Genomic DNA, 14,145 nt, shown 5'->3' with positions numbered 1-14,145 from the left:
GGCCCGCCCCCGCATAGGGGCGGGCCTTTTCACACCGCCTCGCCCCGGTCCAGCCGCGAAAGCCAGGCCGCCGCATCGGCCAGCACCGCCGCCCGGTGGCCCTCGTCCATCCGGTCCCAGACCCGGTACATCTGGCCCATGCGCGGATTGCGGGCAAAGCGTTCGCGGTGCCGGTTCAGGAAATCCCAGTAGAGCAGGTTGAACGGGCAGGCCCCCGCGCCCCGCTTGACCTTCACGTCATAGCCGCAGCCCCGGCAATGGTCCGACATCCGGTCGATATAGGCGCCCGAGGCAGCATAGGGCTTCGATGCCAGCCTGCCGCCATCGGCATGAAGCGCCATGCCCACCACATTGGGCGCCTCCACCCATTCCAGCGCATCGACATAGACCGCCAGATACCAGGCCTGCACCTCCGCCGGGTCCAGCCCGGCCAGCAGCGCGAAGTTCCCCGTCACCATCAACCGCTGGATATGGTGCGCATAGGCCAGGTCCCGCGTCTGCCCCACCGCCGCGGCCATGCAGGCCATCCGGGTGGGCGCCCCCCAATACACCGGCGGCAGCTTCCGCGCGGCGCCCAGCGCGTTCAGGTCCATATACCCCGGCCCGGCCAGCGCCCAGATGCCCCGCACATATTCCCGCCAGCCGATCACCTGCCGGATGAAGCCCTCCGCCGCCTCGATCGGCACGCGCCCCGCCTTCCATTCGGCCTCCACCCGCAGGCAGATCTCCATCGGCGCCAGCAGCCCAAGGTTCAGCGCGGCAGAAAGGGTTGAATGGCTCAGCCAGGGCTCGCCCTCCAGCATCGCATCCTGCTCGGCGCCAAAGCGCGGCAGCACATGGGCGGCAAAATGCTCCAGCTGCCGCAGCGCCTGATCCCGCGTCACCGCCCAGCCAAAGGGTTTGAGCCGCCCGAAATGTGCCGGAAACCGCGCCTCCACCAGCGCAAGCACCGCCTCCACCTCGCCGTCCGGTTCAAACCGCAACGGCGAAGGGCGCAACAGGTCGCGCCCGGCCGGCTTGCGGTTCTCGGCATCGAAGTTCCAGCGCCCGCCCGCCGGCTGGTCGCCCTCCATCATCAGCCCGGTCTTGCGCCGCATCTCGCGGTAGAAATACTCCATCCGCAATTCGCGGCGTCCCTCGGCCCAGGCGGCAAAGGCCTCCTGCGAACACAGAAACCGGTCATCCGGCAAGACAGACAGGTCCAGCGGCACACCCTCCAGCGCCCGCACCAGCCGCCAGTCGCCCGGCTGCGTGGCGATCACCGCACCCGCACCCGTTTCGGCAGCGCGCCGGATCAGTTCGCCGGGGATGGATTGGCTGTTCTGCGCATCGTCCAGCCGCGAATACAGCACCCGCCAACCGGCGCGTGCCAGCGCCTCGGCAAACTTGCGCATCGCCGCAAGGAACATCGCGATCTTCTGCGGATGGTGCGGCACATGCGTGCCCTCGGCCATGACCTCGGCCATCACCACGACATCGCGCGCAGGATCACCGGCCCGCAGCGCCGACAGGCCCTCCGACAACTGGTCGCCCAGCACAAGGATCAGCCGCGGCTTCACCGCGGCACCGGCAGTTCGGACCGGGCTTTCCCGACCGGGCCCGTGTTCGCAGGCCCGGCCGCGGTTGCGCCTATTCGGCGTCCGAGGCCGGCGCCGGCCCCGGTGCATCTTGGTCTGCCGAAGCCGCGGGCTTCACCGCCGCAGCACCGCGGCGTTGCCAGGTCGGCTTGCGGATCGCGCGGCTCGTGGCCTTCTGGCTCAGGAATTCGCCAAGGTCGAAAGGTTTCTTCGGGGTTGAATAGCCCATGGATGACAGTCCCTTGAGGGGGCCGAAGGCAGGCCGCCGGCAAGACATCTTCATGCCCAATGCCACGCAGCCCGGAAAGCTCCGGTCCGGAATGAAGCTGGATCGTATCGAGAGGTCGAAGAACCTGCCTTCCGCCCCGGCAATCCGGGAACCCGGTCCTTGCGCCCGCCGCTTGGCGGGTCCTGTTCCTACCATGCCTCAAAACCCCGTTTGAAACCAGCGCATAATGGCGCCGCGCCCGGCGGAAGCCCCGCGCCGCCTGCCCGCCAGCCGCCCTCACCACGGCACCGTCTCGCCCTTCCAGTCGAAGAATCCGCCCGATTGATCCGGTCCCAACCGCTCCAGCACGGCCAGCAGATTGGCCGCCGCCACCTCCGGTCCCACCGCCGGATGCCCCGCCCGCTGCGCCGGGGCCAGCCCGGTCTCCACCGTGCCCGGATGCAGCGCCACCACCACCGCCTGCGGATGGGTCCGTGCCATCTCGATGGCCGCCGTATGCACCAGTTGGTTCAGCGCCGCCTTGGCCGCGCGATAGGCATACCAGCCGCCCAGCCGGTTGTCGCCGATCGAGCCCACCCGCGCCGACAGCGCGGCAAAGCGCGCAGGCCGGTCGCGCGGCATCAGGCGGGCCATGTGCCGCATCACCAGCGCCGGCCCCATGGCATTCACCGAAAAGGCGCGCATCAGCCCCTCGGGCGTCATGGCCTTCAGCGCCTTCTCCGGCGCCTCCAGCACGCCGCTCGCCACCCAGATCTGGTCGAACGGCCCCGCGACCGCGCCCAGCACCCGCTCGACCGCCGCCCCGTCGGTCAGGTCTAACCCGTCCGCGCGCCGCGACAGCGCCACGACCTCCGCGCCCTGCCCCGCCAGCCGCACCGCCAGCGCGCCGCCAATCCCGCCCGATGCCCCGATCACCAGTGCCCGCATTCCGCCCTCCATGCGCGAAAGCTAGGCCCCGCGCCCCGGCCTTCCACCCCCGGTTTGCTCTTTGTCCAAATCCTCGCGGGGGAGTCGCGGGCTCTTCCTGCGATGAGGCGGCAGCCCCCGACCTCGGACAAGTGTTAAGTCCAAGTTAATCCGCTCATGCAAGCCATTGATTTCATTATGTCCGGCAAAGCGTCCGAGCTCGGACGCCCCCTCGGACGCCTGCGGTTGGACCGGCCGTTTTTCCCCTTCCCTTTGGCCAAATCCCCCGTATAGTCCCGCCCCATGACACGGGACCGCCAATTCTCCTCGGCCAGGGGCGCCTTCAGCGCCGTCTCCCCCCGTGGCCTGCTTCTTCTCCTTAGCCGCCTCTGAGCGTGCCCTTGGGCGCGACCGCTCAGAGGTGACCAGCGCCCACCCCGGCAGCAGCTAAGGACCAAAGGACCCCATCAGATGACCGACCAGACCACGCAACCCCGCGTCCTGATCTTCGACACGACCCTCCGAGACGGCGAGCAAAGCCCCGGCGCCACCATGACCCACGAGGAAAAGCTGGAGATCGCCTCCCTCCTCGACGAGATGGGCGTGGACATCATCGAGGCCGGCTTCCCCATTGCCTCCGAAGGCGACTTCGCCGCCGTCTCGGAAATCGCGAAGCGGGCGAAGAACTCCACGATCTGCGGCCTGGCAAGGGCGAACTACAAGGACATCGACCGTTGCTGGGAAGCGGTCCGCCACGCCGCCAGCCCCCGCATCCACACCTTCATCGGCACCTCGCCGCTGCACCGCGCCATCCCCAACCTGGACATGGACCAGATGGCCGACCGCATCCACGAGACCGTCACCCACGCCCGCAACCTCTGCGACAACGTCCAGTGGTCGCCGATGGACGCGACGCGGACCGAACCCGATTACCTCTGCCGGGTGGTCGAGATCGCCATCAAGGCCGGCGCCACCACGATCAACATCCCCGACACGGTGGGCTACACCTACCCGATGGAGTCCGCCAAGATCATCCGGATGCTCCTGGAGCGCGTCCCCGGCGCCGACACCATCGTCTTCGCGACCCACTGCCACAACGACCTGGGCATGGCGACCGCCAACGCCCTGGCCGCCGTCGAAGCCGGCGCCCGCCAGATCGAGTGCACCATCAACGGCCTCGGCGAACGCGCGGGCAACACCGCGCTGGAAGAGGTGGTCATGGCCATGCGTGTCCGCAACGATATCCTGCCCTACCGCACCGGCATCGACACGACCAAGATCATGAACCTCAGCCGCCGCGTGGCCGCGGTGTCCGGCTTCCCGGTCCAGTTCAACAAGGCCATCGTCGGCAAGAACGCCTTCCTGCACGAAAGCGGCATCCATCAGGACGGCGTTCTGAAGAACGTCCAGACCTTCGAGATCATGCGCCCCGAAGACATCGGCCTGACCGCGAAGAACATCGCGATGGGCAAACACTCGGGCCGCGCCGCTCTGCGGGCAAAGCTGAAGGAACTGGGCTACGAGCTGGCCGACAACCAGCTGAACGACGTCTTCGTGCGGTTCAAGGCGCTGGCCGACCGCAAGAAGGAAGTCTACGACGATGACATCGTGGCCCTGGTCGCCGATCAGGCCACCACCGATGAAAGCGATCACCTCCAGCTCAGGAAACTGCGCGTGGTCTGCGGCACCGATGGCCCGCAAGAGGCCGACATGGTGCTGTCCATCGACGGCGTGGACCATCATATCGACGCCACGGGCGACGGTCCGGTGGACGCGGCTTTCAACTGTGTGAAGATGCTTTTCCCCCACAAGGCGCGCCTGCAACTCTACCAGGTCCATGCCGTGACCGAAGGCACCGACGCGCAGGCCACCGTTTCGGTGCGACTGGAGGAGGATGGCCGAATCGTGACGGGCCAGTCGGCCGACACCGACACCATCGTCGCTTCGACCAAAGCCTACATCAACGCGCTGAACCGGCTGATCGTGCGCCGCACCAAGACGGCACCGGATTCCGATGTGAAGTCGATAAACTACAAGGACGCGGGCTGAACGCAGTAGCATCCGCACCCGAATGTTGCAGAAGTGAAAGTCGGGGAAGGGGTAGGCGGAAAGGCGCCTGACCCCTTCCGCCCCCGGCCCACGAGCCGTATATGAAGGCGCCCGCCTCGGAACCCCGAGTCGCGGGCATTTTCACGCTTCCTCGTGCAAGGAAACCCCATGTCGCTTCTTCCCGGACTGTTCTCGTCGGACATGGCGATCGACCTCGGAACGGCCAATACGCTGGTCTACATTCGAGGCAAGGGCATCGTGCTGAACGAGCCCTCGGTGGTCGCCTACCATGTGAAGGACGGCAAGAAGCAGGTGCTGGCCGTAGGCGAGGATGCCAAGCTGATGCTGGGCCGCACCCCCGGCACCATCGAGGCGATCCGCCCGATGCGCGACGGCGTGATCGCCGATTTCGACAGCGCGGAAGAGATGATCAAGCATTTCATCCGCAAGGTTCACAAGCGAACGACCTTCTCGAAGCCAAAGATCATCGTCTGCGTGCCGCATGGCGCGACCCCGGTGGAAAAGCGGGCCATCCGCCAGTCGGTCCTGTCCGCCGGCGCTCGCCGCGCGGGCCTGATCGCGGAACCCATCGCTGCGGCCATCGGGGCCGGGATGCCCATCACCGACCCGACCGGCAACATGGTGGTGGACATCGGCGGCGGCACCACGGAAGTGGCGGTACTGTCGCTTGGCGACATCGTCTATGCCCGTTCGGTCCGCGTCGGTGGCGACCGGATGGACGAAGCGATCATCAACTATCTGCGCCGCAACCAGAACCTTCTGGTTGGCGAAAGCACGGCCGAGCGCATCAAGACCTCTATCGGCACCGCCCGGATGCCCGATGACGGGCGCGGCGCCTCCATGCAGATCCGCGGGCGCGACCTGCTGAACGGCGTGCCCAAGGAAACCGAGATCAACCAGGCCCAGGTGGCCGAAGCCCTGGCCGAGCCGGTTCAGCAAATCTGCGACGCGGTCATGCAGGCGCTGGAGGCCACGCCGCCCGACCTGGCTGCCGACATCGTGGACCGCGGCGTCATGCTGACCGGGGGCGGAGCCCTTCTGGGCGATCTGGACCTGTCCTTGCGCGAACAGACGGGCCTGTCGATCTCGGTCGCCAACGAGTCACTCAATTGTGTGGCGCTTGGCACGGGCAAGGCTCTGGAATACGAAAAACAGCTGCGGCATGTGATCGACTACGACAGCTGATCCCAAGCCCTGCGCTGCCAAGTGAAAGACGAAGACCGTGGCGAAAACGCGCACCGGACCTGAAGAGTATTCCCGCCCCCTCAGGCGGGTGCTTGTCGGTCTTCTGGTGCTGTTCCTTCTGGCGATCTTCGTGTTGTGGCGCATCGACAGCCCGCGGGTCGAGAGGTTCCGCGCAGCATTGGTCGACCGTGTCGTGCCCAACCTCGATTGGGCGATGGCCCCGGTGACGGCGGCCTCGAAGATGATCGAGGGTTTCCAGACCTATGCGGCGCTTTACCAGCAGAACCAGGAGCTTCGCCGCGAGTTGCAGCAGATGAAGGCCTGGCGCGAGGCCGCCCTGCAGCTGGAACAGAAGAATGCGCGCCTTCTGGATCTGAACCAGGTGCGGCTGGACCCGAAGCTGACCCATGTGACCGGTGTGGTCATGGCCGATTCAGGCAGCCCCTTCCGCCAGTCGGTCCTCCTGAACGTGGGCTCCCGCGACGGCATCCGCGATGGATGGGCCACGATGGATGGCATCGGCCTTGTCGGCCGCATCTCGGGCGTGGGCGAGCGGACCAGCCGCGTGATCCTACTGACCGATTCGAACAGCCGCATCCCGGTGACGGTGCAGCCCACGGGGCAGAAGGCCATCCTGTCGGGCGACAACAGCGCCTCGCCGCCTTTGGAGTTCCTGGAACACCCGGACGTGATCCGGCCGGGCGACCGCGTGGTGACCTCGGGCGATGGAGGCGTGTTTCCGGCAGGGCTTCTGGTCGGGCAGGTGGCACTTGGCACCGACAAGCGGCTGCGCGTGCGGCTTTCGGCGGATTACGAGCGGCTGGAATTCCTGCGCGTGCTGCGCAGCCACGAGATCCAGCCGATCGAAGACCCCGGCACGCTTCTGGCGGTGACGCCCACCCTGCCGCAGCCCGATGTGACCGACCCCGGCAGCCAGCAAACCACACCGGACGAAGGCCAGCCCACGCCCAACATCGTCGATGGCAGCCCCGAGGTGCCAAGTGATTGATCCGCAAAGCCGCGAAGTCTGGCTCTACCGCGCCGCCTTCGTGGGCGTCGCACTGTTTCTGTTGTTCCTGAAGCTCCTGCCGCTTGGCAGCGAGCCAGGAAGCTGGCCAGGACCGGACCTTCTTTTGTGCATGATCCTGGCCTGGGTTGTACGCCGGCCCGACCTTCTGCCGGTGGCTCTCATCGCGGCGATGGTGCTGATGGAGGACCTGATCCTTCTGCGCCCGCCGGGCCTGTGGTGTGCGCTGGTGGTGCTGGCGTCGGAATTCCTGCGGTCCCGCGCCGCGCTGACGCGTGAACTGAACTTCGGAACGGAATGGCTGCTGGTGGCGGGGGTGATGCTGGGGCTTCTTCTGACCTATCGCATGGTCTTTGCCCTGACCATGCTACCCCAGCCGGGTTTCGGCTTTGCACTCATCCAGACAATCTGGTCCATCCTGTGCTATCCGCTGGTGGTGCTGGTCTCGCGCTATGCGTTTGACCTGCACAAGCCTGCCACGGGCGAGATCGACAGTTTCGGGAGGCGGCTGTGAGACGGACCGCACGCGACAGCGAGGAAAGCGCCAGGAAGATCACCCGCCGGGGGCTGTTCCTGGGCGGGGCCATGGTCGGCTATGCTGCCGTCCTGGGGATGCGGATGCGCTACATGCAGGTCGAGAAGGCGGATGAGTTCCGTCTTCTGGCCGAAGAGAACCGCGTCAACATCCGCCTGATCCCGCCGGGGCGCGGCCTGATCCTGGACCGCGAGGGTCGGCTCATTGCCGGCAACGAACAGAATTACCGCGTTGTCGTCACCCGCGAGGATGCAGGCGATGTCGATGAGGTGATGGCTCGGCTGTCGCACATCATTCCGATGACGGCCGAAGACTACGATCGCACAATGAAAGAGCTTCACCGTCACTCGGCCTTCGTGCCCGTGGTGGTGGCCGACCGGCTGACTTGGAACGACTTTTCCAAGATAGCGATCAACTCCCCCACCCTGCCCGGCGTCTCGCCCGAGGTCGGCCTGTCGCGCAACTATCCTCTGGTCGAAGATTTCGCCCATGTCGTGGGCTATGTCGGCCCCGTCAGCGAGAAGGACCTCGAAGGGCTGGAAAAGCCCGATCCGCTGCTGCAAATCCCGAAGTTCCAGATCGGCAAGATCGGCGTCGAAAAGTGGATGGAAGACACGCTTCGCGGCACCGCCGGCAACCGCAAGATCGAGGTCAACTCCGTCGGCCGTCTCATGCGCGAGCTGGAGCGGGTCGAGGGTACGCCTGGCTCCGACATCCGGCTGACCATCGACGCGGGGTTGCAGAACTTCGTGCAGGCAAGGCTTCTCGACCAGAGCGCCGCCTGTGTGATTATGGATGTCAACAACGGCGACATCCTCGCCTGTGTTTCGGCCCCCTCCTTCAACCCGAACCTCTTCGTGCGGGGCATCAGCTCGGTCGACTATTCGGCATTGATGGAGAACGACCACCGTCCCCTGGCCAACAAGACGGTGCAGGGCGTCTATCCGCCCGGCTCCACCTTCAAGATGGTCACCGCATTGGCCGCGCTGTCTGCCGGGGCAATCACCGTGGACACCCGCGTGCGCTGCCCCGGATACATCGAATACGGCGGTCGCAGGTTCCACTGCTGGAAACGTGGCGGCCATGGCTCGGTGAACCTGGAACGGTCTTTGGCCGAAAGCTGCGACGTCTATTATTACGACATCGCCCAGAAGGTCGGCATCGACAAGATTGCCGAAATGGGGGTGCAGCTTGGCCTGGGCCAGCGCCATGACCTTCCCATGTCGGCCATTGCCGAGGGCAACATGCCCAACAAGCAGTGGAAGATGGAACGCCACAAACAGGAATGGCGGATCGGCGACACGATCAACGCTTCGATCGGCCAAGGCTATGTGCTGGCCTCTCCCCTGCAGCTGGCGGTCATGACTTCGCGCATCGCCTCGGGTCGCGCGGTCGAACCGCGGCTGATCCTGTCGATTGCCGGCGAGGAACAGCCCGTGCAGGTCGCCCCGCCGCTGGCCATCGACAGCTCGATCCTCGAACATGTCCGCCGCGGCATGTACGAGGTGGTGAACGGGGCCCACGGCACCGCCAAGGGTTCGCGCATTGCCGAAGAAGCCATGCTGATGGCCGGCAAGACCGGCACTAGCCAGGTGCGCAACATCAGCGCGGCGGAACGGGCGCGCGGGGTGGTCTCGAACGACCAGCTGCCGTGGAACCGCCGCGACCATGCGCTGTTCGTGGCCTTCGCCCCCTATGATGCGCCGAAATATGCCGTCTGTGTCGTGGTCGAGCATGGTGGCGGCGGCTCTGCCGTGGCGGCCCCCATCGCGCGCGATGCGCTTCTGCGCGCACTTTACGGCGAGATCCCGCCGCTCACGGCCTATCCGTCCAGCCAGCGCGGTCGAATGGAGAGCCTGTTCGAGGAATTGAAGCTGCGGGAGTTCACCCCCGGCACGCAATCCAGTTCGCGGGCCTGAGGCGCAGCATGAGTTTTCTGGAATACCGCATCAAGTCCGCGCCGACCGGGTGGTCGAAGGTGCTGTATGTCCACTGGGCACTGGCCCTGACCGTGACGGCCGTCGCCTGCGTCGGGTTTCTCATGCTGACCTCTGTTGCGAACGGCGATATGTCCACCTGGGCCGAACCGCAGATGAAGCGCTTTGCCATCGGCTTCGTGCTGATGCTGGCTATCGGCTTCGTGCCGATCTGGTTCTGGCGCAATGTCTCGGGCGTGGCCTACCTCGTTTCGCTGGCTCTGTTGGTGGTGGTGGAGTTCTTCGGTTCGGTCGGCATGGGCGCGCAGCGCTGGCTGGACCTGGGATTCATCCGGCTTCAGCCGTCCGAGTTGATGAAGTTCACGCTCGTGATGATGCTGGCCACCTATTACGACTGGCTCGACATCAAGAAGGTCTCGCGGCCCCTGTGGGTGCTGATCCCGGTGATCCTTACCGTGGTGCCGACAATCCTGGTGCTGATGCAGCCGAACCTCGGCACCTCGATCATGCTCCTGATGGGCGGGGCGACAGTCATGTTCCTCGCCGGGGTCAGCATCTGGTATTTCCTGGCTGTGGGGCTTCTGGTTGCGGGGGCCATAACGGCCGTCATCATGTCGCGCGGCACGCCCTGGCAGTTGCTGCATGACTACCAGTACACCCGGATCGACACGTTCCTTGACCCCACCGCCGACCCGCTTGGCGCGGGCTACAACATCATCCAGGCTCAGATCGCGCTTGGTTCCGGCGGCTGGACCGGCAAGGGCTTCATGCAGGGCACCCAGTCCCGGCTGAACTTCCTGCCGGAAAAGCACACCGACTTCATCTTCAACACCCTGGCAGAGGAGTTCGGCTTCATCGGCGCCTTCTCCCTGCTGGCGCTTTATGCGCTGATCATCGGCTTCTGCGTGGTGTCGGCGTTGAAGAACAAGGACCGCTTCTCCTCGCTTCTGGTGCTTGGGATCGCGGCCAACTTCTTCTTCTACTTCGCCATCAACCTGTCGATGGTGATGGGCCTCGCCCCAGTTGTCGGCATCCCGCTGCCGCTTCTGTCGTATGGCGGCTCGGCGCTCCTTGTGATAATGGCAGCCTTCGGGCTGGTGCAAAGCGCCCATGTCCACCGGCTCCGCTGATCCCGCCCCGCCGCCGGTCCCGTTCCATGCCCGAAGGCTGGTGCGCTTCGTCATTTCCGCGCTCTGCGGACTTGCCGCCGGCGCCTTGGCCATGGCCTTGCCCATCGGCAGCGTCAGCCGGGTCCTTCTGGCCCTGGATGTCTTTTTCGCCGCCTATCTGATCCAGATGCTGCGCCTGTCCGGATTGGATGCCCGCACCCTCCGGGCCCATACGACAGAAGACGACGAGGGGGCGGTGCTGATTTCTCTTCTGGGCGGACTGGCCTTCGCCGGCTCGCTCGGAGCCATCGTGTTCGTTCTGTCCCATCCCGACGGCGGCGCGGTCGAGGCGGTTCTGGGCCTGCTGGCGGTTCCCCTGGGTTGGGGCATGGTGCATTCGCTCGCCGCCCACCACTATGCGTATCTGTACTACGACGGGCTTCCCGGTCCCGGCGTCGCGCCGAGGGGAGGGCTGAAGTTTCCGGGCCACGGTGAGCCTGCCTCGATCGACTTCCTGTACTTTTCCTACTGTGTCGGGATGGCGGCGCAGGTGTCGGACGTGGTGGTCACCACGCCCGAGATGCGCCGGGTTGTCACGATCCACGCCATCTGTTCCTTCTTCGCCAACGCCGTCATCCTTGCCCTGGCCGTGAACGCGGCCGCTGCCATGCACTTCTGAGCCGAGACCGCGATGCCCCTGACCGTGCTTTTTCCCATGCCCGCGCTCTGGCCTGAATGGCAGGCGCCGTTGACGGCGGCGCTGGCCGAGGGGGGGCTTGATGCGCGGCTGGCGCCAGAGGCAGACCCGGCCACGGTGGACTACATCGTCTATGCCCCCTCCAGCCCGCTGCAGGACTTCACGCCCTATACCCGCGCCAGGGCGGTGCTGAGCCTCTGGGCCGGGGTGGAGCGGATCGTCGGGAACGAGACCCTGACCATGCCCCTGTGCCGGATGGTCGATCCGGCGCTGACCGAGGGGATGGTGGAATGGGTGGTGGGCCACGCCCTGCGCCATCACCTGGGGATGGACCGGCACATCGTGAACCCCGGCCATGTCTGGGATCCGACCTGCCCACCGCTGGCGCGGGAGCGGCCCGTCACGATCCTGGGCCTGGGCGAGTTGGGCGCGGCCTGCGGGCAGGCGCTGGCGGCGCTGAACTTTCCGGTCACCGGCTGGAGCCGGACGCCAAAGCAGGTGCCGGGACTGACCTGCCTTTCGGGGCCGGAGGGGCTGGACCGGGCGCTGTCCACCGCCGCGATCCTGGTGACCCTCCTGCCCCGCACGCCGGGGACCGAGAATATCCTGGATGCCCGGACCCTGGCCCTTCTGCCGGAGGGCGCGGTGATCCTGAACCCGGGGCGGGGGGCGCTGATCGACGATGAGGCCCTTCTGGCCGCGCTGGATGCGGGCCGGGTGGGGCATGCCACGCTGGACGTGTTCCGGGTGGAGCCGCTGCCGGGGGACCATCCCTACTGGACCCATCCCCGCGTGACCGTGACCCCCCATATCGCCGCCGATACCCGGACGGCCAGCGCGGCTCGGGTGGTGGCCGAGAACATCCGGCGGGGGGAGGCGGGGGAGCCGTTCCTGCACCGGGTGGACCGGGTCCGGGGGTATTGAGGGGGGCGTCCGAGCTCGGACGCTTCCCTGCATCCAGTGAAATCAATAATTTGCGCGCACGCTTTAACTTGGACTTAACACTTGCCCGAGGGGTGGAGCGCAAATTCCTTCGAAGGAATCTGCCCTCTACCGCGAGCGGTGGAAGAAGCGGGCGCGGGCGTAGAGGTCTTCCATGCGCTTCAACCTGGCTTCCGAGATGTCCCAGATTCGCGCCTGGACCGAGGCGAGCAGGGTTTCCACCAGCACCAGGAGCGAGACGATGGAATCCGAGGCGAGCGGGGTCTGGACATGGGCCGCCATCACATGCCGGGCCTTGTCGGCGGCCGGCGAGCGCCAGCGGTCGGTGATGAGCACCACCTCGGCGCCCTGTTCGGCCGCCATTTCGCAGACTTGCACGACGGTCGCCTCGTAGCGGCGGATGTCGAAGGCCAGAAGCACATCGCCCGGCGCCATGTCGAGAAGTGCGGCCTGCCAGTTCAGCACCGTGCCCGAAATCAGCGAGACATCGGGCCGGGCGCCGACCAGAAGCGTGGCGGCGTAATCGGCGGCCACGTGGGTCAGCCGCCCGCCGATGCACCAGACATGGCGGGAAGGATCGGCGATGAGCGCGGCGGCGGCGTCGAAATCGGCATGGTCGATCTGGCCGAGCGTGGCAGAGAGATTGGCCACCACGGCATCGGCATAGCGGTTCAGGATATGGCTGTCAGGCGCGCCTTCGGTCCAGCGGTCCTGCCGGCCCATGGGAGAGACGAGCATCGTCTCGACCTCGGCACGCAGCGCCTGCTGGTAATCGGGATAGCCCTTGTAGCCAAGTTTCTGCACCAGCCGCACCACGGTGGGGGTGGACACCTCGGCCGCCTTGGCCAGCGCGGTGATCGAGCCAAGCGCCGAGACCGGGAAGTGGCTGAGGATATGGGTGGCCAGCTGCCGTTCGGCGCGGGTCAGGTCGGGCAGGGCCGTGCGCATCCGCTGCTCGATTGCGGAGTCTGCGCTGCGGTCGGTCGGGGACTTGTCCATCGCCTGCCCTTTCATCGGTCCGCCCCGGCGGGCGTTGGTAAAGTTTGTAACAGGAATCTTCGGAAAGAAATATTCTTGACACAACGGCGCGCCGTGAAGGACGCTCGGCCAAACAATACGGCAACAGGGAGCCGACTCGCAGCCATGACTGCGCTTGCCGAACCGGGTTTTCCGGGCGGATTTTCCGGGCTTGTGGAAAACGAGTCCGGGGCCAGCCCGATCGTGCTTGTCTGCGAACATGCGTCGCGGATGATGCCTGCCCCCTGGGGCGACCTTGGCCTGTCAGAGGACCAGAGGCGCGCCCATATCGCCTGGGATCCCGGTGCGTTGGGCCTGGCGCGCGGGCTGTCGGCGCGGCTTGATGCGGCGCTGGTTCATGCGCCTGTCTCGCGGCTGATCTATGATTGCAACCGCGCGCCCGACCAGGCCGGGGCCATGGCGGTGCGTTCCGAGGTCCATGTCATCCCGGGCAACCAGAACCTGAGCGCGGAGGAGCGCGCGGCGCGGACGGAAGCGGTTTACCTGCCCTTTCAGGCCGCGCTGCACGGGGTGCTGATGCGGCGGCTGGCGCGCGGGCGCGCGACGGCGGTGGTGACGATCCACAGCTTCACGCCGGTCTGGCATGGCCAGCCGCGCGCGGTGGAGTTCGGCGTGATCCACGATGCCGACGACCGGCTGGCACGCGCCATCCTTGCCGAGGCGCAGGCGCAGACCGGCCTGCACTGCGGGCTGAACGAGCCCTATTCGGCGGCCGATGACGTGACGCATACCCTGCGCGTTCAGGCCACGCCCTACGGCCTGTTGAACGCCATGCTGGAGATCCGCAACGACCTGATCGCCGATGCCGCCGCCGAAGCGGCGATGGCAGAGCGGTTGGCGCCCGTTCTTCGGGCTGCGCTGCACAGCCTGTCCCCTGCCGCAGCCGCCTGAAG

Annotated in this window: 13 protein-coding genes; 9 read left to right on the top strand and 4 right to left on the bottom strand. The window is 66.4% G+C overall.

The annotated features are described in order from the left end of the window. Window positions 1–29: 29 nt before the first annotated feature. From JO391_RS01430 to JO391_RS01420, 3 genes are all read right to left on the bottom strand, one after another. On the bottom strand, window positions 30–1,559 hold the full coding sequence (locus JO391_RS01430; RefSeq protein ID WP_259444784.1) for a cryptochrome/photolyase family protein: 1,530 nt from the start codon (window positions 1,557–1,559) through the stop codon (window positions 30–32). A gap of 70 nt (window positions 1,560–1,629) precedes the next feature. Then, complete coding sequence (locus JO391_RS01425; protein WP_220662443.1) at window positions 1,630–1,806, bottom strand: hypothetical protein; 177 nt, start codon at window positions 1,804–1,806, stop codon at window positions 1,630–1,632. A gap of 276 nt (window positions 1,807–2,082) precedes the next feature. Beyond that, window positions 2,083–2,733: an SDR family NAD(P)-dependent oxidoreductase gene (locus tag JO391_RS01420; protein WP_220662442.1), complete on the bottom strand. Its 651-nt coding sequence runs from the start codon at window positions 2,731–2,733 to the stop codon at window positions 2,083–2,085. Between the two features lie 450 nt (window positions 2,734–3,183). Between JO391_RS01420 and JO391_RS01415 the strand changes: the two genes are divergently transcribed. From JO391_RS01415 to JO391_RS01380, 8 genes are all read left to right on the top strand, one after another. Continuing rightward, on the top strand, window positions 3,184–4,761 hold the full coding sequence (locus JO391_RS01415; RefSeq protein ID WP_220662441.1) for a 2-isopropylmalate synthase: 1,578 nt from the start codon (window positions 3,184–3,186) through the stop codon (window positions 4,759–4,761). Between the two features lie 168 nt (window positions 4,762–4,929). Further along, entirely contained in the window at window positions 4,930–5,967 is a 1,038-nt protein-coding gene (locus tag JO391_RS01410; protein WP_220662440.1) for a rod shape-determining protein, read from the top strand. A 37-nt stretch (window positions 5,968–6,004) separates the two neighbouring features. Next, a complete protein-coding gene (mreC, locus tag JO391_RS01405) occupies window positions 6,005–6,976 on the top strand; it encodes a rod shape-determining protein MreC (protein WP_220662439.1) in 972 nt (323 codons plus the stop codon). Further along, a complete protein-coding gene (locus JO391_RS01400) occupies window positions 6,969–7,508 on the top strand; it encodes a rod shape-determining protein MreD (protein WP_259444783.1) in 540 nt (179 codons plus the stop codon). The genes mreC and JO391_RS01400 overlap by 8 nt, the downstream gene beginning before the upstream one ends. Continuing rightward, window positions 7,505–9,448 (top strand): penicillin-binding protein 2, encoded by a 1,944-nt coding sequence (mrdA, locus tag JO391_RS01395; RefSeq protein ID WP_220662437.1) that lies wholly within the window; start codon window positions 7,505–7,507, stop codon window positions 9,446–9,448. Before JO391_RS01400 ends, mrdA begins: the two co-directional genes overlap by 4 nt. Before the next feature lie 8 nt (window positions 9,449–9,456). Next, window positions 9,457–10,596, top strand: coding sequence for a rod shape-determining protein RodA (gene rodA / locus JO391_RS01390; RefSeq protein WP_220662436.1), 1,140 nt, complete (start codon window positions 9,457–9,459; stop codon window positions 10,594–10,596). After that, entirely contained in the window at window positions 10,577–11,254 is a 678-nt protein-coding gene (locus JO391_RS01385) for a DUF1345 domain-containing protein (protein ID WP_220662435.1), read from the top strand. The genes rodA and JO391_RS01385 overlap by 20 nt, the downstream gene beginning before the upstream one ends. A gap of 12 nt (window positions 11,255–11,266) precedes the next feature. After that, the gene (locus tag JO391_RS01380; RefSeq protein ID WP_220662434.1) at window positions 11,267–12,196 is read left to right on the top strand and encodes a 2-hydroxyacid dehydrogenase; all 930 of its coding nucleotides are present in this window, start codon (window positions 11,267–11,269) and stop codon (window positions 12,194–12,196) included. A 126-nt stretch (window positions 12,197–12,322) separates the two neighbouring features. Here the strand turns inward: JO391_RS01380 and JO391_RS01375 are convergent, their stop codons facing one another. Then, the gene (locus tag JO391_RS01375) at window positions 12,323–13,213 is read right to left on the bottom strand and encodes a MurR/RpiR family transcriptional regulator (protein ID WP_220662433.1); all 891 of its coding nucleotides are present in this window, start codon (window positions 13,211–13,213) and stop codon (window positions 12,323–12,325) included. 144 nt (window positions 13,214–13,357) lie between these two features. On the opposite strand from JO391_RS01375, the gene JO391_RS01370 reads away from it, so the two are divergent. Beyond that, window positions 13,358–14,143 carry an N-formylglutamate amidohydrolase gene (locus tag JO391_RS01370; RefSeq protein WP_220662432.1) on the top strand — a complete coding sequence of 262 codons (786 nt, stop codon included), beginning with the start codon at window positions 13,358–13,360 and terminating at the stop codon, window positions 14,141–14,143. Window positions 14,144–14,145 lie beyond the last annotated feature (2 nt).

The organism is Neotabrizicola shimadae (genome assembly GCF_019623905.1).
Taxonomy (GTDB): Bacteria; Pseudomonadota; Alphaproteobacteria; order Rhodobacterales; family Rhodobacteraceae; genus Neotabrizicola; species Neotabrizicola shimadae.
This window is presented reverse-complemented; position numbering and strand designations above follow the sequence as displayed.